The organism is Sinorhizobium sp. 22678, assembly GCF_052044265.1.
Classification (GTDB): domain Bacteria; phylum Pseudomonadota; class Alphaproteobacteria; order Rhizobiales; family Rhizobiaceae; genus Sinorhizobium; species Sinorhizobium meliloti_A.
In genome coordinates this window covers 224869-247877 of sequence record NZ_JBQEMS010000002.1, presented here as the reverse complement: position 1 = coordinate 247877, position 23009 = coordinate 224869, and the positions used below count along the sequence as shown (strand labels likewise).

The 23009-nt window shown below is 62.4% G+C and carries 18 protein-coding genes and 1 tRNA gene; 9 read left to right on the top strand and 10 right to left on the bottom strand.

Annotated elements, in window-relative coordinates; all coding sequences use genetic code 11:
• Positions 1-82 precede the first annotated feature (82 nt).
• Complete coding sequence (locus ACTJKL_RS04590) at positions 83-748, top strand: S1C family serine protease (protein WP_440852267.1); 666 nt, start codon at positions 83-85, stop codon at positions 746-748.
• A complete protein-coding gene (locus tag ACTJKL_RS04585) occupies positions 745-1083 on the top strand; it encodes a hypothetical protein (protein WP_440852266.1) in 339 nt (112 codons plus the stop codon). The genes ACTJKL_RS04590 and ACTJKL_RS04585 overlap by 4 nt, the downstream gene beginning before the upstream one ends.
• Positions 1084-1176: 93 nt before the next feature.
• On the opposite strand, the gene ACTJKL_RS04580 is transcribed toward ACTJKL_RS04585, so the two are convergent.
• Positions 1177-1251, bottom strand: a tRNA-Val gene (locus ACTJKL_RS04580).
• Between the two features lie 281 nt (positions 1252-1532).
• Positions 1533-1895 carry a response regulator CpdR1 gene (cpdR1, locus tag ACTJKL_RS04575; RefSeq protein ID WP_003531148.1) on the bottom strand — a complete coding sequence of 121 codons (363 nt, stop codon included), beginning with the start codon at positions 1893-1895 and terminating at the stop codon, positions 1533-1535.
• A 190-nt stretch (positions 1896-2085) separates the two neighbouring features.
• Between cpdR1 and ACTJKL_RS04570 the strand changes: the two genes are divergently transcribed.
• Both ACTJKL_RS04570 and hisN read left to right on the top strand, forming a co-directional pair.
• Positions 2086-2967: an N-formylglutamate amidohydrolase gene (locus tag ACTJKL_RS04570; RefSeq protein WP_020487499.1), complete on the top strand. Its 882-nt coding sequence runs from the start codon at positions 2086-2088 to the stop codon at positions 2965-2967.
• 299 nt (positions 2968-3266) lie between these two features.
• On the top strand, positions 3267-4046 hold the full coding sequence (hisN, locus tag ACTJKL_RS04565) for a histidinol-phosphatase (RefSeq protein ID WP_100672918.1): 780 nt from the start codon (positions 3267-3269) through the stop codon (positions 4044-4046).
• On the opposite strand, the gene ACTJKL_RS04560 is transcribed toward hisN, so the two are convergent.
• A complete protein-coding gene (locus ACTJKL_RS04560; protein WP_338277140.1) occupies positions 4043-5026 on the bottom strand; it encodes an alpha/beta fold hydrolase in 984 nt (327 codons plus the stop codon). The two genes, hisN and ACTJKL_RS04560, sit on opposite strands and share 4 nt — an antisense overlap.
• Positions 5027-5400: 374 nt before the next feature.
• Between ACTJKL_RS04560 and ACTJKL_RS04555 the strand changes: the two genes are divergently transcribed.
• On the top strand, positions 5401-5862 hold the full coding sequence (locus ACTJKL_RS04555) for an Hsp20 family protein (RefSeq protein WP_003531141.1): 462 nt from the start codon (positions 5401-5403) through the stop codon (positions 5860-5862).
• Positions 5863-5987: 125 nt separating this feature from the next.
• Here the strand turns inward: ACTJKL_RS04555 and ACTJKL_RS04550 are convergent, their stop codons facing one another.
• The 5 genes from ACTJKL_RS04550 to ACTJKL_RS04530 are packed head-to-tail and all read right to left on the bottom strand — an operon-like array spanning position 5988 to position 11949.
• Positions 5988-7502: an ABC transporter substrate-binding protein gene (locus tag ACTJKL_RS04550; protein WP_440852265.1), complete on the bottom strand. Its 1515-nt coding sequence runs from the start codon at positions 7500-7502 to the stop codon at positions 5988-5990.
• A gap of 15 nt (positions 7503-7517) precedes the next feature.
• Complete coding sequence (locus ACTJKL_RS04545) at positions 7518-9224, bottom strand: dipeptide ABC transporter ATP-binding protein (protein ID WP_100672921.1); 1707 nt, start codon at positions 9222-9224, stop codon at positions 7518-7520.
• Positions 9221-10072: an ABC transporter permease gene (locus ACTJKL_RS04540; RefSeq protein WP_100672922.1), complete on the bottom strand. Its 852-nt coding sequence runs from the start codon at positions 10070-10072 to the stop codon at positions 9221-9223. The genes ACTJKL_RS04545 and ACTJKL_RS04540 overlap by 4 nt, the downstream gene beginning before the upstream one ends.
• Positions 10069-11007, bottom strand: a complete 939-nt coding sequence (locus tag ACTJKL_RS04535) for an ABC transporter permease (protein WP_100672923.1) — start codon at positions 11005-11007, stop codon at positions 10069-10071. Before ACTJKL_RS04535 ends, ACTJKL_RS04540 begins: the two co-directional genes overlap by 4 nt.
• 51 nt (positions 11008-11058) lie before the next feature.
• A complete protein-coding gene (locus tag ACTJKL_RS04530) occupies positions 11059-11949 on the bottom strand; it encodes a proline iminopeptidase-family hydrolase (protein ID WP_100672924.1) in 891 nt (296 codons plus the stop codon).
• Between the two features lie 125 nt (positions 11950-12074).
• On the opposite strand from ACTJKL_RS04530, the gene ACTJKL_RS04525 reads away from it, so the two are divergent.
• A complete protein-coding gene (locus ACTJKL_RS04525; RefSeq protein ID WP_018096762.1) occupies positions 12075-12857 on the top strand; it encodes a helix-turn-helix transcriptional regulator in 783 nt (260 codons plus the stop codon).
• Between the two features lie 53 nt (positions 12858-12910).
• Positions 12911-13834, top strand: coding sequence for a proline iminopeptidase-family hydrolase (locus ACTJKL_RS04520; RefSeq protein ID WP_440852264.1), 924 nt, complete (start codon positions 12911-12913; stop codon positions 13832-13834).
• A 30-nt stretch (positions 13835-13864) separates the two neighbouring features.
• Here the strand turns inward: ACTJKL_RS04520 and ACTJKL_RS04515 are convergent, their stop codons facing one another.
• A complete protein-coding gene (locus ACTJKL_RS04515) occupies positions 13865-14860 on the bottom strand; it encodes a bile acid:sodium symporter family protein (RefSeq protein ID WP_379937969.1) in 996 nt (331 codons plus the stop codon).
• Positions 14861-15082: 222 nt separating this feature from the next.
• Entirely contained in the window at positions 15083-16129 is a 1047-nt protein-coding gene (locus ACTJKL_RS04510; protein ID WP_324762336.1) for a threonine aldolase family protein, read from the bottom strand.
• A 578-nt stretch (positions 16130-16707) separates the two neighbouring features.
• On the opposite strand from ACTJKL_RS04510, the gene gltB reads away from it, so the two are divergent.
• Together gltB and ACTJKL_RS04500 are read left to right on the top strand one after the other, a co-directional pair.
• Positions 16708-21432, top strand: coding sequence for a glutamate synthase large subunit (gene gltB / locus ACTJKL_RS04505; protein WP_324762335.1), 4725 nt, complete (start codon positions 16708-16710; stop codon positions 21430-21432).
• 97 nt (positions 21433-21529) lie between these two features.
• Positions 21530-22987, top strand: coding sequence for a glutamate synthase subunit beta (locus tag ACTJKL_RS04500; protein ID WP_100672927.1), 1458 nt, complete (start codon positions 21530-21532; stop codon positions 22985-22987).
• Positions 22988-23009: the final 22 nt, after the last annotated feature.

Here is a 23009-nt window from a genome sequence, read left to right as displayed (position 1 = left end):
GACGGAACCCAATCGCAAATCCTCAAGCTGAACCGCTACGGCGAAAAGGCTTGCAAGTGGAAACCGTGAAAGGACTGCGCAGATGAATAAGGAGTTCGCCTTTTATTTCGGCGCCATCGTCGCGCTGTTCCTTCTCCTGCTTGCCTGGCTGTTCTCGACGCCAGAGGCCATCGCCCGTTTCGCCGCTCCTGATTATCTGAAGACGGAAACGACCGTCGTCAAAGTCATCCTGAAGAACGGGCACGGCTCCGGAGTATCGATTGGCAACGGCTACGTGCTCACTGCTGCGCACGTCGTCCAGGACAGCAAGACAGCCACGCTCAAGACGAAAGACGGCCGGAACATGGAAGCCGCCGTTCTCTGGTCGAACAAGGAGTATGATATCGCTCTTCTTCGCTTCGAGGGCGCGCAGATCGACGCCGCAAGCCTCGACTGCCGTGTTGCTCAATTGGGCGACACGATCATCTCTTACGGCAACCCGCTGAACGTCGAGTTCGCTTCCGCCTACGGGCGCATTGCCGGCGAGCCTCGTGCGTTCGGTCCTTGGCAATCGGTATTCGTCACGGACATTACGACGGTGATGGGCCAATCTGGCGGCCCGGTCTTCGATGCTGACGGCCGTCTGATCGGGATAACGGTCGGCGTGATGGGCGCTCCGATGGGCTTCTCTCATTCGCTCGTCGGTTACGGCTTCGTTGTCCCGTCGCGGGCCGTTTGCGATCTGCTTGCCCGAGGGGAACCGGCATGACAACGGCAAGCTACGACAGGGTGATTGGGCGGTTGGAAACGAAGCTAGACATGCTGGTAACCGCATTCGAGAAAAGCTCGGATGACAGCAAGGAATACCGGGACCGAATATATTCCGAGCTGGAACACATGCGGGCAGAGGCAGCGGGCAGCCGTCGCGAGATTGCCGACCTGAAAAAACAGATGGACGAGGCCGGCCCAGTCATCTCCGATATCAAGAAGTGGCGCGAGCGCTTCGTTGGTATGCAGATGCTTCTGGGCGTCATTGCGGCCTCGCTAGGCGGTGGTCTCGTCATCCTCTGGAAGTGGCTTGCCGCCAAGATCGGAATGCCATGAACCTCAGCCGCTAAAGGTTCAGTGAACCTGTAGGGAGATACGCAAAAGGCCCCTTGCGGAGCCTTCAACGTATTGATTTCTAAGGAATTTGGATGGTGGGCGTGACAAGGATCGAACTTGTGACCCCTACGATGTCAACGTAGTGCTCTCCCGCTGAGCTACACGCCCATCCGATGCGGCGCATAGACCACAAAACCGGCGCCCGCGTCAATAGGCTCTTCGAAGGTTTTTTGACAGAAATTGCGCAAGGTCCGCGCGGCATGATTTCAGGGGGACCGGCACTCTTTTTGGACCTCCTGCAGATCCGGCGAGCGCGCTAACGCATTGAAATAACGAAGCCCCCTCGATGCTGGTGATCGAGGGCGGCGTCGAGGCAATGCTTGCGCGGAGCGCGTCTCAGGCTTGGGCGAAGGGGGCGCCGGAAAGCTCGGCGCATATAAGTTCGCTGCTCAGGCCGCCAGCATCTTGTTGACCTCGTTGACGAGGTCGCGCAGGTGGAAGGGCTTGGAAAGGACCTTAGCATCCTTCGGCGCCTTGGAATCCGGGTTCAGCGCAACGGCGGCGAAGCCCGTGATGAACATCACTTTCAGGTCGGGGTCGAGTTCGGTCGCACGGCGGGCGAGCTCGATGCCATCCATCTCCGGCATGACGATATCGGTCAGGAGAAGCGAAAAGGGTTCTTCGCGAAGCCGGTCGTAGGCGCTGGCGCCGTTGTCATAGGAAAGGACCTTGTAGCCAGCCTTTTCCAGCGCCTTCACTAGAAACCGGCGCATGTCGTTGTCGTCTTCGGCAAGGAGGATTTTCGCAGTCATATCTGGCCGTGGCTACTTCTTCTGGATGCTGGTGAATTGCGGCAGCTCAGCAAACCGCAACATGGTAAATATCTGGTGAACGGGCGCGATCAAGTCCCTTGAACCAGCGGGCGGCCACTATGGACACAGAGGCGACCAACTGGCAACATGATCTGAATAGCAAGAACCGGACATGGTAAAAAGGGTTCCGATGGGGGAAGCGGTTAAGTGGGAGTTTTTCGAGGTTCTGGAACCCGCAAGCCAGAGGATACCCTTCGTTTTCAACTCGCCGCATAGCGGCCGGCATTATCCCCAGTTCTTTCTCGACCAGTCGCGCCTTGATCCGCATTCCATCCGCCGCTCCGAAGACCATTTCGTCGATGAACTGTTTCGCAGCGCCACGTTTCTGGGGGCGCCCTTGCTTCGGGCGCATTTCCCGCGCGCCTTCCTGGACGTAAACCGCGAACCCTACGAACTCGACCCGCGCATGTTCGATGGCGCCTTGCCGCCGCACGCCAATATCAGTTCGATGCGTGTTGCCGGCGGCCTTGGCACCGTGCCGCGCCTCGTCGCCGAGAATATGGAAATATATCGTGGCCGTTTTCCGGTCGAGCAGGCGCTCGAGCGCATCGAGACGATCTACAAGCCCTATCATGCGACGCTCAGAAAGCTGATCGCCCGCACCCATGTCGAGTTCGGGATGTCGATCCTCATTGACTGCCACTCGATGCCGGGCAACGTGCATCTGCCGGGAAGCGGCCATCGCCCGGACTTCATTATCGGCGATCGCTACGGAACGAGTGCGGCGGCGGAACTGTCCCGGGTGGCGGTGGAGCTTCTGGAACAGCTCGGCTACGCGGTCGCGCGCAACAAGCCCTATGCCGGCGGCTTCATCACGGAACATTACGGCCGACCGACGCGTGGACTGCATGCGCTGCAGATCGAAATCAACCGCGGCCTCTATGTCGACGAGGCAACCCTGATCAAAAAGCCGGGATTTGCGGCACTCGAGGCCGACCTCGCAACCTTTATCGCGGCGCTCGCGCGGCACGTCGAGGATTTCGCCGCCTATCTGCCGCTTGCCGCGGAATAGCAACGCCAAAGGGCTTTTGTGTGCCCGGCGGCGCAACGCTGCTCAAAAAGAACCGCGCCAGCGGCGCGGTCAAGTCTAGGGAGGAAACACCCAAGGAGGGTATTTGCAGCCACGAGTGACTGCAGAAAAACTGTAATGCTGCGCTGCACAATTGTCAAGATTCGAAGACGCAGACTTTCGTATCGGTACGGAGCGCCGTCTTCCGGCGTGCCTCACTGAAGCGGCAGCCGACGTCGGTCCGTTGCCTTTCGCCGAATTTCGTCTATTCAGGTCGAACCTCCTTCCTCGCAGAGAGCGACATGCTGCCCGACCGTACCTTCTTCGACCGTCTCGCCGACGCCGCCAAGGCCGAAACCATGCCGCGCTTCCGGGTCGGCACGAGTGTTCTCAACAAGCTCGAAGGCGGCTTCGACCCGGTGACGGAAGCCGACAGATCGGCGGAGGCCTCGATCCGCGCTTTGATCGAGAGCAGCTTTCCGGAACACGGCATTCTCGGCGAAGAGCACGGCAATATCGGCCTCGACCGCGAGCTCGTCTGGGTCATCGACCCGATCGACGGGACCCGCGCATTCATCTCCGGCCTGCCGGTGTGGGGCACGCTGATCGGCCTCTACCGGAACGGCAAGGCCGTCATGGGGCTGATGGACCAGCCCTTCACCGGCGAGCGATTTTTCGCCGACGGCGAGAAGGCGCTCTATCGAGGACCCGACGGAGAGAGGGTGCTCGCCACACGGCCCTGCCGTGCGCTTTCGGATGCCGTCCTGTTCACGACATCCCCGCACCTCTACACGGGCGAGCTCAAGGAACGCTTCGAGGCATTGCAGGAGAAGGTGCGGCTCTTCCGCTACGGCTGCGACTGCTATGCCTTCGCGCTGCTCGCAGCCGGCCATGTCGATCTCGTCGTGGAATGCGGCCTGAAGCCCTACGACGTCGGCGGGCTCATTCCGCTGATCGAGCAGGCGGGTGGAATCATCACCGACTGGAAGGGCGGGCCGGCGGAAATGGGCGGCGAAATCATAGCTGCCGGCAGCCGCGAATTGCATGCGCAGGCGCTTGAGGCCCTCAAGGGCCGGGGTTAAGCCTCTTCCAACTGCCGCGGCAGGGACGCGGGATCCTCGGCGTCGGCGCCCGGCAGGAAGGCCAGGATCGCGGCCAGCGCCTGGGCGCGATAGCGGTCGGCCTCCTGCAGGAGCTCGTGCCGCGCGCCGTCGATCGGGATCAGATGCCCCGCACGGAAATTGCTGGCCAGCCGCTCGACCGGTAGATACGGCACGAGCTTATCGGCCGTCGGGGCGAGTATGACGGCGGGTATGGTGATCCTCGTCAGATGTTCGTGCTTGAGGACGCGCCGGATCGTTTTGAAAGCTTCGCTCAGCCAGCGGGCCGTCGGCGGTCCGACCCGCAATTGCGGACGCGCATCGATGAGCGCCAGGTTGCGAGCGTAGCGCCGCTCGTCCGCGGTCAGCACATTGCCCTTGAAAGGGGTACGGTTGCCTTTGTCGGCGCTCAGCGGCAGCCTCCCGAGGCCGATCCAGCGCATGGCCGTCGCGATCGCCCCGATACCCCGTTCGCCGATCGCCTGACCGCCCAGGCCGACGAAGGGGGCAAGCAGCACCATCCGGTCGATCCGGCTCGCGAGCATGGGAGCGAGCGACAGGGCGACGAGCGCTCCCATGGAATGGGCGACGATCGAGAAGGGCAGGCGGGTGTCGGGCAGGACGATCTCGTCGAGGAAAATAGTCAGATCGCGCTCGTAATCGGTGAAATCCTCCACATGGCCGTGGGTCCAGTGCGGCGACAGCCGTTCGGAACCGCCCTGTCCGCGCCAGTCGAAGGTCGCGACCCAGAAACCGGCGGCCACGAGATCGCCGATCGTTTCGAAATATTTCTCGATCGACTCGTTGCGACCCTGCAGCAGGACGATGGTGCCGCGAATGACCGGGGCCTTCGACCTGAACACCGTGTAGCGGATCTTGCGGTTGCCGGCTCCGTCGAAAAAGCCCACCACCGGATCGCCCGGCATCGGATTTTCCGGCATCGAATGAAGGAGCGTGGTCATGGGGAGCGGGCCAGAAGGAACATGCAAATAGGGATAGGCGGCGGCCCGCCACCCGTCAAAGAAAAAAGCCGGAAACGGTGGATGAAATCCGGACGATCACCGTTTCCGGCCGCTGAAGGGAGAAGGGACATGTCACTTCAGCCCTGGGAAGACCCAGTGTCTCCTTTCTAGCCCACGGCGGCTGAACGGCGGCCGAACCCGTCGTTCATCCATTGTTCAGGAAGCGCCGGCGGCATCCCTCTTGAACTCGCGCGCGGGCATTCCCATGTCTTCTCCGCGGGCGCCGAAGAAGGGTCCGTTCACCGGTCGAGCCACAGCCGGAACGGGGTGGCAGGCCAGATATCGCAACCGTTGCTCTTATGGAGGACGACATCATGCGTCACTTTGATTTTTCTCCCCTCTACCGCTCGACTGTCGGCTTCGACCGTCTGTTCACCATGCTGGATAGCCTTGGTCAGCCGGATCAGTCGCAGACTTATCCGCCTTACAACATCGAACGAACCGGCGAAAACGCCTATCGCATCACCATGGCCGTTGCCGGTTTCGACGAAAGCGAGCTTTCGGTCGAAGCGCGTGAAAACACGCTGACGATCAAGGGCGAAAAGAGCGAAGAAAAGGGTGAGGAAACCCAGTTTCTCCATCGCGGCATAGCCAAGCGCGCCTTCGAGCGCCGCTTCCAGCTTGCCGACCACGTGGAGATCAAGTCCGCTTCGCTGAAGAACGGCCTGCTCCACGTCGATCTTCTGCGCAATATCCCGGAAACGGCCAAGCCGCGCCGCATCGAGATCACAGCGGCGGCTTCGCAGCCGAAGCAAATCGAGGCGCAGACCGCCTAGAGCGCTTCCATGTTCATGGAAGCATTGAAAGGCTCTAAAGTCTTTGAAGCTGCGCACTAATGTAAAGACGGCGTCCAAAAGGGCGCCGTCTTCGTTTTGCGGGGATGCCTGTGACGGGCAACCCGTCAGTTCTTCACCGTATCTTCCAGGAAAAATCGGCCGAGCGGGTTCTGGTAGAAATTCTCGATGTTCTTGCGCGAAACGTTGAGGTAGGGGCTGTAGTAAAGGTCGATCCAGTGGACGTCGTCCTTCGCCGTCTTCTGGATCTCGACATACATGGCCTCGCGCTTCGCCGGATCGAGTTCCAGACGTGCCGCTGCGACAAGCTCCTTCACTTTCTCGCTGTTGTAGCGGGTCATGTAGTTCATATTGGTGTCATGGCCGAGCACGAAGGTGGTCTTCTGATCCGGATCGAGGACGTCGTTCGTCCAGTACATCACCGAGATATCGTAGTCCCCGGCGACGAGCATGTCCCAGCTCTGGCTCGCGTCGACTTTCTGCAGATTGACCGTGACGCCCGCCTTTGCAAACTGCTGCTGCAGCAGCACGGCGATCTGCTCGTCGACCTCGTTGCCCGCGTTTACGACATAGTTCAGCGTCAGGTCCGATGCCCCCGCCTCGGCCAGCATCACTTTGGCCTTCTCCGGATCGTAAGGATACTGGTAGTTGGCGTCGTAGTGATAGAGCGAGCCCTTTGGGATGTAGGAATTTGCGACCGTGCCGAGGCCGAACGTGACCGTGTCGACGATCGCCTTCTTGTCGATCGCCATATCCAGGGCCTGGCGCACTTCCTTTTTGGCAAGCATGCCGTGCTCATGGTTGATGAGCAGATGGTCTTCGCGGGTCGAGGTATCGATGTGGACCGTGAGGTTCGGGTCCTTCTTCAATTCCTCGACGCGCGAGAACGGAACGAAGATCGCCGTGTCGAGCTGGCCGGCCTGGACGTTCAGCATGCGCGTGTTGTCGTCCGGAACGGAAATCCATTCGACGCCGTCTAGTTTCACACGATCCGCCTGCCAGAAGTTCGGATTCTTTTCGAGGATGACCCGGTCGCCGCGCCGCCACTCCTTGACGGTGAATGCGCCGGACGATGCCGTTGGCAGTTCGGCGAAGGCGTCCTCGCCAGCCTCGACGGCTTTCTTGGAAAGCACCGAGACGTTCGGAAGGGCAAGCGTCGACAGGAAGGGGGCGGAGGGCGTCTTCAGCTTGACGACCAGTGTCTTCGGATCGGCCGCCTCGGCGGTTTCGACGATCTTGTAGCTGTCGCTCCACAGAGAGCCTTCGTGGTCGCGTATGCGCAGCAAGCTGAAGGCGGCATCCTCGGCCGTTATCGGCGAGCCGTCCGAGAACTTCGCGTCGCGGATCTTGAACGTGTAGGTCAGGCCGTCGTCGGAAAGGGTCCAGCTTTCGGCGAGGCCGGGCTCCAGCTTGGTGCCGGTCTTGTCTACGCGGACAAGCACGTCGAAGACGTTGGAGAACACCCAATTGTCGACGTTCTGGGCCGACTTGATCGGATCGAAAGTCGTCGAATCTTCGCGGCGGCCGATGGAGAGGATACCGGCGGCCTCCGCATAACCGGCACTGAGCATAAGGACGGCTGCGAAAGCGGCCCGGCCGATATTGTTCCACCTTTTGATCATTGTTTGTTCCCTTCGTTATTGTGGCAGGCGTTTGACGGACAGGATCGGTTCCACTGGCGCCGCATCGGTAGGGCCGAGCAACGACCTGTCGGGATCGATGTCGGGGATCGCGGCGATCAATGCGGCGGTGTAGGGATGTTTCGGCCGGGAGAAGACGTCCTCGGAGCGGCCCTCCTCGACGATCTCTCCGCGATGCATCACCACGGTGCGTTCGCACAGATTGCGCACGATCGCGAGGTCGTGGGCGATGAAGATCAGCGTGAGGTTAAGGTCGCGGGCGAGCTTGCGGAAGAGGTCGACGATCTGCGCCTGGATCGTGACATCGAGTGCTGCGACGCATTCGTCGGCGATGATCAGCTTCGGATCGACGGCAAGCGCACGGGCGATGCCCGCCCTCTGGCACTGGCCGCCGCTCATGCTGCGCGGCTTGCGGTGGGCGAATTCGCGCTCGAGGCCGACAAGGTCCAGCAGCTCGCCGATGCGTGCCGGAATGTCGGCTCCGCCGATCTTTTTCTGCACTCTCAGAACTTCAGCAAGAGTCTGGCCGATGGTCAGACGCGGGTTCAGTGCATTGAACGGATCCTGAAAGACCATGGCAGACTCGTGTCGCAGCCTGGCGAGACCCGCACCCCTCTGCTGAGAAAGATCGATACCGTCGAAGCTGACGCGACCGGCGGAAATCGGCGTCAAGCCCAGCATGGCGCGGGCAAGCGTACTCTTGCCGCTGCCGGATTCGCCGACGATACCAACCGTTTCGCCGGGCATGATCTGCAGGTTGATCCCTGAAACGGCGCTGACGGTCCTGGCGTTCTTACCCCAGAAAAGACTGCCGCCCGACGGGAAGCGCACATGCAGGTCATCGATCTCCAGAAGGGGCCTTGTCGTTCCATGCAAGGGCGTTGGGAGACTGATGGCGGGGGGCACCGCATCAGGCATGGATGGATGGCTGTGGATGAGGCGAACCGTGTACGGGTCCTGCGGTGCGGACAGGATCGTCCGTTTAGGACCCTGTTCCAGCAGCTTTCCGCCGCGCATCACGGCAATGCGGTCGCAGGTCTGCGCCACGATGCCGAGATCATGGGTGATGAGAATGATCGACAGGCCGCGTCTGTCGCGGATGTCCATCAGGAGTTTCAGGATCTGCGCCTGGATCGTGACGTCGAGCGCGGTGGTCGGTTCGTCGGCTATGAGGATTTGCGGATTGCAGGACAGGGCCACACCGATCATGGCCCGCTGACGCATGCCGCCGGAAAGCTCGTGCGGGTAGCTGTCGTACTGGCGGGCGGGGTCAGGGAAGCCGACCTGCCCCAGTATCTCGACCGCTGCCGCCCGCGCATCGCGGCCGCTCAGGCCCTGATGGTAGCGGATGCCCTCGGCGATCTGGTCGCCGATGCGCATGACCGGGTCGAGGTGGCTGGTCGGGTTCTGGAAGATCATGCCGATCTCGGCGCCGCGTACCTCCAGCATCTCGGCGTCGGTGACGGCAGTGAGGTCGCGCTCTGCGAGGAGAACCGCACCGCCTTCGATCTTCAGCAAGGATGATGGCAGGAGGCGAATCAGCGCGCGGCAGAGCAGGCTCTTGCCCGATCCGCTTTCGCCGACGAGGCCGAGGATCTCGCCCTTGGCCAGGTCGAGCGAAACGCCATCCAGCAGCGTGCGCGTCTCTCCCTGGAGATGCGCCTTCACGGTCAGGTCGCGGACAGACAGGACCGAGACGCTCATTCGTGCACTCCGAGCAATTCTCCGAGCGCGTCGCCCAGCATGCTGAAGCCGAAGGCAAGGCAGACGATGGAAAGGCCGGGAAACAGCGTGATCCACCAGGCCGTGGTGATGAAGCTCTGGCCCTCCGCGACCATAATGCCCCATTCGGCGACCGGCGGCTGGACGCCGAGACCGAGATAGCTGACGGCCGCCCCGCTCAGCAGCACCAGGACGGCATCCGACATGGCAAAGACGATCGAGCCGGCAATGGCATTGGGCAGCAAGTGCCGGAACATGATGCGGAAGCGGCCGAAACCAAGGCTGACGGCGGCCACCGCATAGTCGCTGTTCTTCAGAACGAGAATCTGTGCCCGGATCAATCGGGCATAGGAAACCCATCCGACCAGCGCCATGGCGATATAGAAGCTGCCGAGGCCCGGGCCCAGAATGGCGATTATCGACAGCATCAATACGAGGAATGGAAAGGCGAGGATAATGTCGACGAGGCGCATGAACAGCGCGTCGACAATGCCGCCGAAGAAGCCGGCGACGGTGCCGACGATCGTTCCTATGACGAAGGGGAAGGCGACGCCGATCAAGGCGATCTGCAGGTCGATGCGTGTGCCCCAGATGACGCGTGAAAGAAGGTCGCGGCCGAAGTTGTCGGTGCCGAACGGATGCAGAAGCGACGGCGGCTGCAAGCGGGCTGCGCCGTTCTGCAGGATCGGGTCATAGGGGGCGAGGACGGGTGCGCCGATCGCCACCAGCAGGAAAAACAGCAGGATTCCCGCGCCAATGACGAGGGCCGGCCTCCGGCCGAAGAGCAACCGCCAGCCGGCCGGCGACGAGGACACCGTACCGGCGCTCACAGTTTCACCCGCGGATCGACGGCGACGGTGATGATGTCGGCGACGAAATTGACGAGCACAGTGGCGCAGGCAAACACCATGGCGACACCCTGCACGACCATGTAATCGCGCGAGAAGATGGCGCGTACCAGCAATTGTCCCATGCCCGGCAGGGCAAAGACGCTTTCGACCACGACCGTGCCGCCGATCAGCCAGCCGATGTTGACCGCCAGAAGGTTGATGGTCGGCACCAGCGAATTCGGAACGACATGCCGCCAGAAGACGATGCGCTCAGGCATGCCGCGCGCGCGGGCGGCTGTCGCCACGTCTGACTTCAGGGACTCGATCATTGCCGCGCGCAGGCTGCGAACCAGCACCGTCGACAGGGAAAGAGCGACCGTCAGGCTCGGCAGGATCAGATGGGCGAGCTTGTCACCGAAGGTCGCCCCGTAGCCGGACACCGGCAGCAGATCCAGCTTGACGCTGAAAAGGATCATCAGCATCAGGCCGAGCCAGAACGGCGGAAAGCCGATGCCGAAAGTGGAAACAATCCGGACGATATGGTCCGGCGCCCTGCCGGAGTTACGCGCTGCAAGCGCCGCCATGGGCACGGCGATGAGAACCGCCAGAACGACGCTCGACAGCACGAGCGCGACGGTCGGCTCGATACGGGTGGCGATAAGCTTCAGGACATCGATCTTGTAGAGGATCGACTTGCCCATCTCGCCATCGGCGAGATTCTTCAAAAAGTAGAAATATTGCTGCCACATAGGCTCGTCGAGGCCGTACTGGGCGCGGATCTTGGCGATGGCCGAAGGGGTGGCGCGGGCTCCGAGCAGATTGCGCGCCGGATCGCCGGGGATGAGCCGCACCAGAATGAAGGTTATGATGCTGATCCCGAAGATGACCGGCAGGAACTGCAACGGCCGAGTGAGGACGAACCTATAGCGATGCATGGCGATGCGCGCGCCTCCGTCTCGTTCGGATGTCTCTCGCCATGTTTTGCATCAATTCGGCCTGTGCCGCGACAGGAAATCGATCAGCGCAGGATAATAGTCCGCCGGGTTCTCGTAAAACGGCATGTGGCTTGCATTGGCGAAAACCCTGAGCTCGGCATCCGGGATGGCGAGCTTCATCTTCAACGCGCAGGCCGGCGTGAGCTCGTCGTGTTCTCCCGTGGTGATCAGCGTCGGAACCTTGATCCCGGGGAGGTCGGGAATGCGGTTCCAGTCCTTGAGATTGCCGATATAGAGAAACTCGTTCGGGCCCTGCATCGTGCCGTAAGGACCCATGTTCCAGTCGTCCAGGGACCGGCGTACCGGTGCGGGCCATTCCGGCAGGCGGCAGACATGGCGATAGTTCAGGATGGTAATGGCAGCCAAATATTCGGGATGATCGTATGTGCCCTGCGCCTCGTGCTTCTGCATCATGGCGACGGTCTCCGGGCCGAGGGCGGCGCGCAGCCGCTCAAGCTCGGTGACGAGGTGCGGCATGTCGGCGACCGTATCCTCCAGGATCAGCGTCTGCAGGTTTTCCGGGTATGTCAGCGCGTAGTCGATCGCCAGCCAGCCGCCCCAGGAATGGCCGAGCATGTGCACCTTGCCGAGCCCCAGCGCCTTGCGAACCGTTTCGGTTTCCTCGACATATCGGCCGATCGTCCAGAGCGAAGGATCGGTCGGGCGGTCGGAGGCGCCGGTGCCGAGCTGATCGAAGGCGACGACGCGATAGCCCTTGTCGATGAGGCACGAATGGGCCTCGCGCAGATAGTCACAGGGTAGTCCCGGCCCGCCATTCAGGCAGAACAAGGTCTCCGGGCCCGAACCGAAGCTGTAGGCCACCACCTTGTAGCCATCGACTTCGATTTCGTGTCGCGCCTCCGGCTCGATATCACGCCACATTGACCGCCCCGGCAAAGAAACTGCTTGCTCAATATTTGAGCACGGCTAAATTTTATCCGAAAGGCCAACCGGCGCCCAGCTATAAGAAGTGATAGGTTGGCGAGTGACCGGGACCGGAGACAAGGATGTTTGACGAACTCGGGACGATCAGGAACCAGTTCACCGCGCACGACACGCTGGATGGCCGTATAGACCAGGTGTTCGAGGCGATGAAGGCGATCGGCTTCGAGGCGCTGATCTACGATTATACGCCGGTGCCCCGCGATCTCGACGGTACCATCATGGTCCCGTCGCTGCTGAAACTTCGCAACATCTCGGAGGATATGCACGACTACTGGTTCGATCGCGGCTATTTCCGCATCGATCCCGTGCAGCAGGTGGCGCTGCGCACGTCAACTCCGTTCTTTTGGAACTATGATCCCGATGCGGACACGCTGATCAGACGCTTCATGAGCGATGATACGGCGCCCGTCGCCCGCTATCTGAGCGAACGGGACATGTCGACCGGCGTCACCGTGCCGGTCCACATGCCGCGCGGCGACTATGCGACGGTCACGGGTGTGCGTTTCGGCGGCAACCGGGCATTCGAGCGGCATGCGCTGCGGTACATCGCCGATTTCAACCTGCTTGCCCATGTGTTTCACGAGGCGGCCTATTCGCTGTTCGACGCGCAGGCCTTCAACGCCGGCACCGCGAGGCTGACGGAGCGGGAGCGCGAATGCCTCCGCCATTCCGCCGAGGGTCACTCGGCCAAGGAAATTTCGCGCATCATCCACCGTTCTGTGCCGACCGTGGTCATGCATCTCAACGCCGCGGCCAAGAAACTCGGCGCTAAGAACCGTACCCAGGCGGTTGTCCGCGCCACGCACTACCGGCTGCTCGAAGAGCGCCCATCCTATAACTTGTGATAGCTGCCACGGCTTGAAGCCCCGCGTTATGTTCCCTCCGTTGTCCGTCAGACATGGAGATGCATGTGGCCGCCGTCGCGTCGAAGGAAGCCTTCCTGCCCTTTCGCGAGTACCAGACCTGGTATCGCATCACCGGTTCGCTCGACAGCGGCAAGCTGCCGCTGGTCGTTGCCCACGGCGGACCGGGCTGCACCCACGACTACGTCGATTCCTTAAAGGGGATCAGCGAGATCGACGGACGCGCCGTCATTCACTACGACCAGCTCGGCAACGGCAACTCCACGCGCCTTCCGGACAAGGGCCCGGATTTCTGGACACCTGACCTGTTCCTCGGGGAACTCGACGCGCTGCTGAAGCATCTGGGCATCCAGGATCGCTATGCCTTTCTCGGACAGTCCTGGGGCGGCATGCTGGGCGCGGAACATGCGGTTCTGAAGCCCCCCGGTCTGAAGGCGCTGGTCATCGCCAATTCGCCGGCCAACATGCATACCTGGGTGGCGGAAGCCAATCGCCTGCGCGGCGAACTGCCGAAGGCGGTTCGGGATACGCTGCTCAGGCATGAGCAGGCCGGGACGATTACCGATCCGGAATACATCGCCGCCTCGCGCGTCTTCTACGACCGCCATGTCTGCCGCGTCACCCCGTGGCCTGCCGAAGTCGCGCGCACCTTCGCGATCATGGACGAGGACAATACGGTCTATCGCAACATGAACGGCCCGACCGAGTTCCACGTAATAGGCACGATGAAGGACTGGACGATCGAGGCCCGGCTGATGCGGATCGAAGCGCCGACCCTTTTGATTTCCGGAAAATACGACGAGGCCACGCCGCTCGTCGTCAAGCCGTATGTGGATCGCGTGAAGGGCTGCGAATGGGTGCTGTTCGAGCATTCCAGCCACATGCCGCATGTGGAGGAGAAGGACTTGTGCCTGGAAACGGTCTCTCGTTTCCTGTCATCCCACGATACCGACGCTTGATAAGACGACGCGCCGTTTCGTTCATGCTCCTCAGGTGGGCGTAGCCGGGACGGCGGTTCCCTCGAGCTCTGCCGCCTTGGCGGCGTAGCGCTGGGCAATGACCGCACAGGCCATCAACTGGATCTGATGAAACAGCATGACCGGCAGGACGATCATGCCGATGTTCTGTCCGGCGAAGATCGCGCTTGCCATCGGAATGCCGCTCGCCAGACTCTTCTTCGATCCGCAGAAGGTGATGGCGATTTCGTCCGCGCGGTCGAAACCGAGGAGCCGGCTGCCGAATGTGGTGGCCGCCAGAATAAGCGCGAGCAGAGCAATCTCGATTACCGTCAAAACCGTGAGGTCCGTCAGGGTGAAGGACTGCCAGAGGCCCGCCGTGACGGCCTGGCTGAAAGCCAGATAGACGACCATCAGGATCGAACCGCGGTCGACCGGTGCGAGCAGTTTCTTGCGGGCGCGAATCCAGCCGCCGATCCAGGGCTGCAGGATCTGGCCTGCGACGAAGGGCGCAAGCAGCTGCAGGAGGATCTGTTCGATCGCGTCGAGCGATACGCCGCCATGTCCGCCGGCCGAGAAGATGACGCCGACGAGAAGCGGCGTCAGGAACACGCCCAGGATGTTGGATGCCGACGCCGCGCAGACGGCTGCCGGAACATTGCCGCCGGCCATCGACGTGAACGCGATCGACGACTGTACCGTCGAAGGCAGAACGCAGAGGAAAAGGATGCCGGTATAGAGCGACGGCGGCAGGATCCATGACGGGACGAAACCGACCAGCAGGCCGATGAGCGGGAAAAGGGCGAAAGTCGAAAACAGAATCGCCAGGTGCAGCCGCCAATGCAGGAAACCGGCAATGACGACCTCGCGCGAAAGCCGTGCGCCGTGGAGAAAGAAGATCAGGCCGACGCCAAGCTTCGTCGCGATGGCGAACCAGGCCGCGGCGGCTCCGTCGATGGGCAAAACCGCTGCGAGAGCGACTGTCAGCATCAGGAGGATGGTAAAGGTGTCGGGGAGATAACGGCGCATGGTGCTTGCCGTGTAAGCCCATCGGGAAGCCGGATGCAAGCACTAGATCACGATGTTTTCAGATCGGGTCGACGAAAAACATGAACGCGATCGCTTCCAAGAAGTTGAGACGCGGGATGCGGGCGGAAAACCGCACGCACTTTTCCTCATCCCGCTCCATCGGTCGCGATGCGCGTCGCATTCAAGCGATTTCATGCGGCGCGCTTCGACATCTGCCATGCATCAGCAGGCGGCGACGAAGCGGTCGACGTCCTCGGCGCGGGTGGCGAAGCTGGTGACCAGGCGATAGAGACCTTCGTCTTCCGCGAGGTTGCCTTCGAGATCGTGCGGCACTTCCCAATCGTAGAAAAGGGCGCCCTGCCGCTGCAGCCGGCCGGCGGCCTCCCGCTTCAGCACGACGAAGACCTCGTTGGCATCGGGCGCCCAGGCGAGCCGGCTCCCGGCCGAAGCGGTGATGCCGTCGGCGAGGCGCTGCGCCATCGCGTTGGCGTGGCGCGCGAGATCGAGCCAGAGATCTCCGGCGAAATAGGCGTCGAACTGGGCGGCGACGAAGCGCGACTTGGAGAAGAGCTGTGCCGAGCGCTTGCGCAGGAAGTGCATCTCCTGCGCCTTCGAAAGGTCGAAGAGCACCAGCGCCTCGGCGCACCAGCAGCCGTTCTTCGTTCCGCCGAAGGAGAGCAGATCGACCCCACGCTTCCAGGTCATCTCGGCCGGTGTCGTCCCAAGGCTGACCAGGGCATTGGCGAAACGAGCGCCATCCATGTGCAGCGGTATTTTATGAGACCGGGCGATCGAGGCGATCGTTTCGATCTGGTCGAGCGAATAGACGGTGCCGCTCTCGGTCGCCTGCGTCACCGTCACCGCCATCGGCTGACCGCCATGGACGTTCTCCTTCGGAAACCGCCGAATTTCGGCCTCGAGCTTCGCCGGCTCCATCTTGCCGCGGGCGCCCTCGACCGGGCACAGCCTCGCGCCGTGCGAAAAGAACTCCGGCGCGCCGCACTCGTCGACGTTCACATGCGCTTCGCGATGGCAGAAAGCGATTCCGCCCGCCCGATTGGCGCTCGAAAGTGCAAGGGAGTTTGCGGCGGTTCCGGTGCCTACGAAGAATACCGCGACCTCCCTCTCGAAAATCTCCGAAAAGCGCTGTTCCACCTTCCGATCGAGCTCGCTCGTGCCGTAGGCGGAAGCATAGCCCTGCGCATTCGTGACCAGACTTTCGGCGATCGCCGGATGGGCGCCGGCCCAGTTGTCGGAGGAGAAGATCATCTGAAGTTTACCCTGTTTACATCGAGCCACGCCGTGCGGAGAGGCGCGCCGGCGCGACCATAGCCGAGTCCCGTCGGCAAGCAAACGGCTGCGCTCGACTGGGCCTGCCTTGTAGTGCCAACCGGAGACCAGTTTGAAACCAAAGTAAAGAAAGTGCGGGATACGGGTAATTAAATTTCAAACCCGGGTAATTTCCGGCAATGTTCGGCAAAATCTCTCGCATTATTTGCGGCCGAGGCCCTTGCGAAGGAGGGCGGTTTCTGGCATAGAGCGCATGAAATAGGACAGGTTTGCTGTCCTATTTCGGTCTAGGGGCCGGAACAATCGCCGGAAGCACCGTGAAAAGCGGCAGCCGGCGTGAAGCGCGAGGGGGTTTCGCCGGATTTCATCCGGTCGTTATTCCTTGGCGTCAGGATGGTCGCGGACATCGGTGCCTGACGCGGCCGCGCTTCATTTGCGACCTGATCAGGATCATGCGACGATAATGCCCGGCTTGCCGCCGTGCGAAAAGCACCATGCGGCAACTGCGTGCGGGCCGCGTTATGCCCGGAATTCCCGGGTTCAACAGGAGGGAAAAGATGACGGATCATTCGCCATCACGACAGATTGGGCTCAACCTCGCACAAGACGCTGCGACGGCTGTGAAAACGCCCGCATTCCCCTCCGGCCTGCCGCGAAAACAGGGGCTGTACGATCCACGGAACGAACATGACGCCTGCGGCGTCGGCTTCGTCGCCCATCTCAAGGGCGAGAAGTCGCATCAGATCGTGCGCGACGGCCTCTTCATGCTCGAAAACCTGACCCATCGCGGAGCGGTCGGTGCCGACCCGCTGATGGGCGACGGCGCGGGCATTCTGGTCCAGATCCCCGACCGCTTCTTCCGCGAGGAGATGGCGAAGCAGGGCGTCACCCTGCCGAAGGCGGGCGAATATGCCGTCGGCTATCTCTTCATGCCGCGCGATGAGAAGCTCATTGCCCATTTCAAGGAGGTGATCAGTGAAGTCGTGGCCGAGGAAGGGCAGATAATGCTCGGCTTCCGCGACGTGCCGGTCGATAATTCGTCTCTCTCCAAGGCGCCCGACATCGCCGCGACCGAGCCGCACCATGTCCAGGTGTTCATCGGCGCTGGCCGGGAGGCCGCGAGCAGCGATGAATTCGAACGGCGGCTGTTCACGCTTCGCAAGGTGATCTCCAACCGCATCTATGCGGAAGCCGATGGTGGCGATCTCGGCTTCTATATCGTGTCGCTGTCGACCACCACCATCGTCTACAAGGGCATGTTCCTCGCCTACCAGGTGGGTGCCTATTACAAGGACCTCGCCGACGAGCGCTTCCAGTCGGCCGTCGCACTCGTGCACCAGCGCTTCTCGACCAACACCTTCCCGTCCTGGAAGCTCGCGCATCCCTATCGGATGGTTGCGCATAACGGCGAGATCAACACGCTGCGCGGCAACGTCAACTGGATGGCCGCACGGCAGGCTTCCGTTTCCTCGCCGCTCTTCGGCGACGACATTTCCAAGCTCTGGCCGATCTCCTATGAAGGGCAGTCGGACACGGCCTGTTTCGACAATGCGCTCGAATTCCTCGTGCGCGGCGGTTATTCGCTCTCGCATGCCGTCATGATGCTGATCCCCGAGGCCTGGGCCGGCAACCAGCTCATGTCGCCTGAGCGCAAGGCCTTCTACGAATATCATGCGGCGCTGATGGAGCCGTGGGACGGACCGGCGGCGGTCGCCTTCACCGACGGCCGCCAGATCGGCGCCACGCTCGACCGCAACGGCCTGCGCCCGGCGCGCTACATCGTCACCAGCGACGACCGCGTCATCATGGCGTCGGAGGCCGGCGTGCTGCCGGTCGCCGAAGACAAGATCGTCAAGAAATGGCGGCTGCAGCCCGGCAAGATGCTGCTGATCGACATGGAAGAGGGGCGCATCATCTCCGACGAGGAGGTGAAGTCGTCGCTCGCCGGCAAGCATCCCTATCGCCAATGGCTCGACAACACCCAGCTGATCCTCGAAGAACTGAAGCCGGTCGAGCCGCGGGCGCTGCGGCGCGACGTGTCGCTGATCGACCGCCAGCAGGCCTTCGGTTACACCCATGAGGACACGAAGCTCCTGATGTCGCCGATGGCGACGACCGGTCAGGAGGCGATCGGATCCATGGGCACCGACACGCCGATCTCGGCCATGTCCGACAAGCCGAAGCTGCTCTACACCTATTTCAAGCAGAACTTCGCGCAGGTCACCAACCCGCCGATCGATCCGATCCGCGAGGAACTGGTGATGAGCCTCGTCTCCTTCATCGGCCCGCGCCCGAACATCCTCGACCACGAGGGCATGGCGCATGCGAAGCGGCTGGAAGTCCGCCAGCCGATCCTGACCAATGGTGACCTCGAGAAGATCCGCTCGATCGGCCACACCGAAGACCGCTTCGACACGAAGACGCTCGATTTCACCTATGACATTTCGCGCGGTGCCGAAGGCATGCTGGAAATGCTCGATCGTCTCTGCGAAAGGGCGGAAGCGGCAGTCAAGGGCGGCTACAACATCATCGTGCTTTCCGACCGGCAGATCGGTCCCGATCGCGTGGCGATCCCGGCGCTGCTCGCGACCGCGGCCGTCCATCACCACCTGATCCGCAAGGGTCTGCGCACGTCGGTCGGCCTCGTCGTCGAGTCGGGCGAACCGCGCGAAATTCATCATTTCTGCCTGCTCGCCGGCTACGGCGCGGAAGCGATCAACCCCTATCTCGCCTTCGACACGCTGGTCGACATGCACAAGCGCGGAGAGTTTCCGAAGGAAGTCGACGAGAAGGAAGTCGTCTACCGCTACATCAAGGCGGTCGGCAAAGGCATCCTCAAGGTCATGTCCAAAATGGGCATTTCCACCTACCAGTCCTATTGCGGCGCGCAGATATTCGACGCCGTCGGCCTTTCGTCCGCGCTGGTCGGCAAGTACTTCTTCGGTACTGCGACGACGATCGAAGGCATCGGCCTCGAGGAGATCGCTGCCGAAACCGTGGCGCGTCACAAGGCGGCCTTCGGAAGCGATCCGGTGCTTGCCAATACGCTCGACATCGGCGGCGAATATGCCTTCCGGATGCGCGGCGAAAGCCATGCCTGGACGCCGGACGCCATCGCCTCGCTGCAGCATGCCGTGCGCGGCAATGCCGAGGACCGCTATCGCGAATTCTCGGCGACGATGAACGAGTCGGCGAGCCGCATGAACACGATCCGTGGGCTCTTCACGATAAAGGGGGCCGAGGCGGCCGGCCGCAAGCCGATCCCGATCGAGGAGGTCGAGCCGGCTGCGGAGATCGTCAAGCGCTTCTCGACGGGCGCCATGTCCTTCGGCTCGATCAGCCGCGAGGCGCATACGACGCTCGCGGTCGCGATGAACCGGATCGGCGGCAAGTCCAACACCGGCGAAGGCGGCGAGGAGAGCGATCGCTACCTGCCGCTGCCGGACGGCTCGACGAACCCCGAGCGGTCGGCGATCAAGCAGATCGCCTCCGGCCGCTTCGGCGTCACCACCGAATATCTGGTCAATGCCGACGTTCTGCAGATCAAGGTGGCGCAGGGCGCAAAACCCGGCGAAGGCGGCCAGCTGCCGGGTCACAAGGTAGATGCGACCGTCGCCAAGACGCGGCATTCGACACCGGGTGTCGGCCTGATCTCGCCGCCGCCGCATCATGACATCTATTCGATCGAGGATCTGGCGCAGCTGATCTACGACCTGAAGAACGTCAACCCGGAAGCCGATGTCTCGGTCAAGCTGGTATCGGAAGTGGGTGTCGGCACCGTTGCGGCCGGCGTTGCCAAGGCACGCGCCGATCACATCACCATTGCCGGCTTCGACGGCGGCACCGGCGCTTCGCCGCTGACCTCGCTGAAGCATGCGGGTAGTCCGTGGGAGATCGGCCTTGCCGAAACGCAGCAGACGCTGGTGCTCAACGGTCTGCGCTCCCGCATCGCGCTGCAGGTCGATGGCGGCCTGAAGACTGGCCGCGACGTCGTTATCGGAGCGCTGCTCGGCGCCGACGAATTCGGCTTCGCGACCGCGCCGCTGATCGCGGCCGGCTGCATCATGATGCGCAAGTGTCACCTGAACACCTGTCCTGTCGGCGTCGCCACCCAGGATCCGGTGCTCCGGAAGCGTTTCAAGGGGACGCCGGAGCATGTCGTCAACTACTTCTTCTTCGTTGCGGAGGAAGTGCGCGAGATCCTCGCATCGCTTGGTGCCAGAAAGCTCGACGACATCATCGGAGCCTCGGATCTGCTCGACCGCGACCGGATGATCGAGCACTGGAAGGCGAGGGGCCTCGACTTCTCGAAGATCTTCCACAAGGTGGAGGCTCCGAAGGAAGCGACCTATTGGACGGAGCGCCAGAACCATCCGATCGACGACATTCTCGACCGCAGGCTGATCGAGAAGGCGAAGCTCGCGCTCGAGACCAAGGTGCCGGTCGCCTTCGAAGCCGGGATCAGGAACGTCGACCGTTCGGCCGGCGCCATGCTTTCGGGCGCGCTTGCCAAGCGCTGGGGCCACAAGGGGCTGAAGGACGATACGATCCACGTGACCCTCAAGGGCACGGCGGGCCAGTCCTTCGGCGCGTTCCTCGCCCGCGGCATCACCTTCGATCTCGTGGGAGACGGCAACGACTATGTCGGCAAGGGCCTCTCGGGCGGGCGCATCATCGTCCGGCCGCCGGAGAACGCTCGGATCGTGCCGCACCAGTCGATCATCGTCGGCAACACCGTGCTTTACGGCGCGATTTCCGGAGAGTGCTACTTCAACGGCGTCGCCGGTGAACGCTTTGCCGTGCGCAATTCCGGTGCGATCGCGGTCGTGGAAGGCGTCGGCGATCACGGCTGCGAATACATGACCGGCGGTGTCGTCGTCGTTCTCGGCGGCACGGGCCGCAACTTCGCGGCCGGCATGTCGGGCGGTGTCGCTTACGTGCTCGACGAGGAGGGCGACTTCGCCCGGCGCTGCAACATGGCCATGGTCGAACTCCAGCCGGTTCCGGAGGAGGACGACATGCTGGAGAAGCTGCATCACCACGGCGGCGACCTCATGCACAAGGGCATGGTGGACGTCTCGGGCGACATGACGCGCCACGACGAGGAGCGCCTCTACCAGCTCATCTCGAACCACCTGCACTATACGGGTTCGGTCCGCGCCAAGGAGATCCTCGATCGCTGGGCGGATTACCGGCCGAAGTTCCGCAAGGTGATGCCGGTAGAGTACCGCCGCGCGCTCGAGGACATGGAGCGCATGAAGATGGCTGAAGCGGCCGAGTAACCGGCCCTCGTGAATACGGCTCCCGGCCCGCCCGGGTCAGGGGCCATCACGCGCGCTCGAGCGCGCCTGTTGAGATTGAAGATGTCAGGATCATAAGATGGGCAAGGTTACTGGGTTTTTGGAGATCGACCGGCAGGTGGCGAAGTACCAGCCGGCATCCGACCGCATCCGCCATTTCCGCGAATTCACCATTCCGATGTCCGATCAGGAAGTGCAGAAGCAGTCCGCTCGCTGCATGGACTGCGGCATTCCCTATTGTCACGGGCCGACGGGGTGCCCGGTGCACAACCAGATCCCGGACTGGAACGACCTCGTCTATAACGGCAATTGGGACGAGGCGATCCGCAACCTGCACTCGACCAACAACTTCCCGGAATTCACCGGCCGCGTCTGCCCGGCTCCCTGCGAGGAGGCCTGCACGCTGAACCTCGAAGACGTGCCGGTGGCGATCAAGACGGTCGAGCAGGCGATTGCCGACAAGGCCTATGAGATGGGCTATATCGTGCCGCAGCCGGCCGTGACCAAGACCGGCAAGAAGGTTGCGGTCATCGGCTCCGGGCCCGCCGGCATGGCGGCTGCCCAGCAACTGGCGCGCGCCGGCCACGAGGTGCATGTCTACGAACGCGAGTCCAAGCCCGGCGGGCTGCTGCGCTACGGCATTCCCGATTTCAAGATGGAGAAGAACTTCATCGACCGTCGTGTCGAGCAGATGCGGGGCGAGGGCGTGACCTTCCATTGCGGCGTCAATGTCGGTGTCGATATCGCGGTGCAAAAGCTCGTCGATGAAAACGACGCCGTGCTCTATTGCGGCGGCTCCGAGACGCCGCGCGACGCCGGCATCCCCGGCGTGGAGTTCGTCGGCGTGCACGACGCCATGCCTTATCTGGTACAGCAGAACCGTCGCGTCGGCCGCGAGAACATCGACAGCGTGGGCTGGCCGTCCGAGCCGATCCTCGCCGGCGGCAAGCACGTCGTCGTCGTCGGCGGCGGCGACACGGCATCCGACTGTGTCGGGACCGCCTTCCGCCAGGGCGCCGTCAAGGTGACACAGCTCGATATTCGTCCGCAACCGCCCGAGAAGGAAGACAAGCTTGCGGTCTGGCCCTTCTGGGCGACGAAGATGCGCACCTCCTCCAGCCAGGCCGAGGGTGCGGTTCGCGAATTCCAGGTCGCGACGCTCGAGTTTGTCGGCGACGAGGACGGCAATCTCACCGGCGTCAAATGCTGTCAGGTCGACGAGCGCCGCAAGCCGATCGCCGGTACCGAGTTCATCATCAAGGCCGATCTCGCCTTCATCGCCATCGGTTTCCGCGGACCCTTCGCAGACAGCGTCCTCAAGGATCTCGGCGACAAGCTGACGGTCAACACCGACCGCCGCGGTTCGACCAATGTCGTCGCCAACGAGCGCGACTACAGGACTTCGGTCGACAAATTGTGGGCGGCGGGCGACATTCGCCGCGGCCAATCGCTCGTCGTATGGGCTATCCGCGAGGGCCGGCAGGCGGCGCGCGCGATCGACGAGGCGCTGATGGGCTCGACGGTGCTGCCGCGGTAGGGCCAGTCCTCGCCCGGCCCGG

Coding starts and splice junctions, on each gene's coding strand:
- ACTJKL_RS04500 (WP_100672927.1), top strand. CDS start 21,530: ATGGGCAAGGTTACTGGGTTTTTGGAGATCGACCGGCAGGTGGCGAAG.
- ACTJKL_RS04515 (WP_379937969.1), bottom strand. CDS start 14,860: ATGCGCCGTTATCTCCCCGACACCTTTACCATCCTCCTGATGCTGACA.
- ACTJKL_RS04585 (WP_440852266.1), top strand. CDS start 745: ATGACAACGGCAAGCTACGACAGGGTGATTGGGCGGTTGGAAACGAAG.
- ACTJKL_RS04530 (WP_100672924.1), bottom strand. CDS start 11,949: ATGTGGCGTGATATCGAGCCGGAGGCGCGACACGAAATCGAAGTCGAT.
- ACTJKL_RS04550 (WP_440852265.1), bottom strand. CDS start 7,502: ATGATCAAAAGGTGGAACAATATCGGCCGGGCCGCTTTCGCAGCCGTC.
- ACTJKL_RS04525 (WP_018096762.1), top strand. CDS start 12,075: ATGTTTGACGAACTCGGGACGATCAGGAACCAGTTCACCGCGCACGAC.
- ACTJKL_RS04555 (WP_003531141.1), top strand. CDS start 5,401: ATGCGTCACTTTGATTTTTCTCCCCTCTACCGCTCGACTGTCGGCTTC.
- hisN (WP_100672918.1), top strand. CDS start 3,267: ATGCTGCCCGACCGTACCTTCTTCGACCGTCTCGCCGACGCCGCCAAG.
- ACTJKL_RS04570 (WP_020487499.1), top strand. CDS start 2,086: ATGGGGGAAGCGGTTAAGTGGGAGTTTTTCGAGGTTCTGGAACCCGCA.
- cpdR1 (WP_003531148.1), bottom strand. CDS start 1,895: ATGACTGCGAAAATCCTCCTTGCCGAAGACGACAACGACATGCGCCGG.
- gltB (WP_324762335.1), top strand. CDS start 16,708: ATGACGGATCATTCGCCATCACGACAGATTGGGCTCAACCTCGCACAA.
- ACTJKL_RS04560 (WP_338277140.1), bottom strand. CDS start 5,026: ATGACCACGCTCCTTCATTCGATGCCGGAAAATCCGATGCCGGGCGAT.
- ACTJKL_RS04510 (WP_324762336.1), bottom strand. CDS start 16,129: ATGATCTTCTCCTCCGACAACTGGGCCGGCGCCCATCCGGCGATCGCC.
- ACTJKL_RS04590 (WP_440852267.1), top strand. CDS start 83: ATGAATAAGGAGTTCGCCTTTTATTTCGGCGCCATCGTCGCGCTGTTC.
- ACTJKL_RS04520 (WP_440852264.1), top strand. CDS start 12,911: ATGGAGATGCATGTGGCCGCCGTCGCGTCGAAGGAAGCCTTCCTGCCC.
- ACTJKL_RS04545 (WP_100672921.1), bottom strand. CDS start 9,224: ATGAGCGTCTCGGTCCTGTCTGTCCGCGACCTGACCGTGAAGGCGCAT.
- ACTJKL_RS04535 (WP_100672923.1), bottom strand. CDS start 11,007: ATGCATCGCTATAGGTTCGTCCTCACTCGGCCGTTGCAGTTCCTGCCG.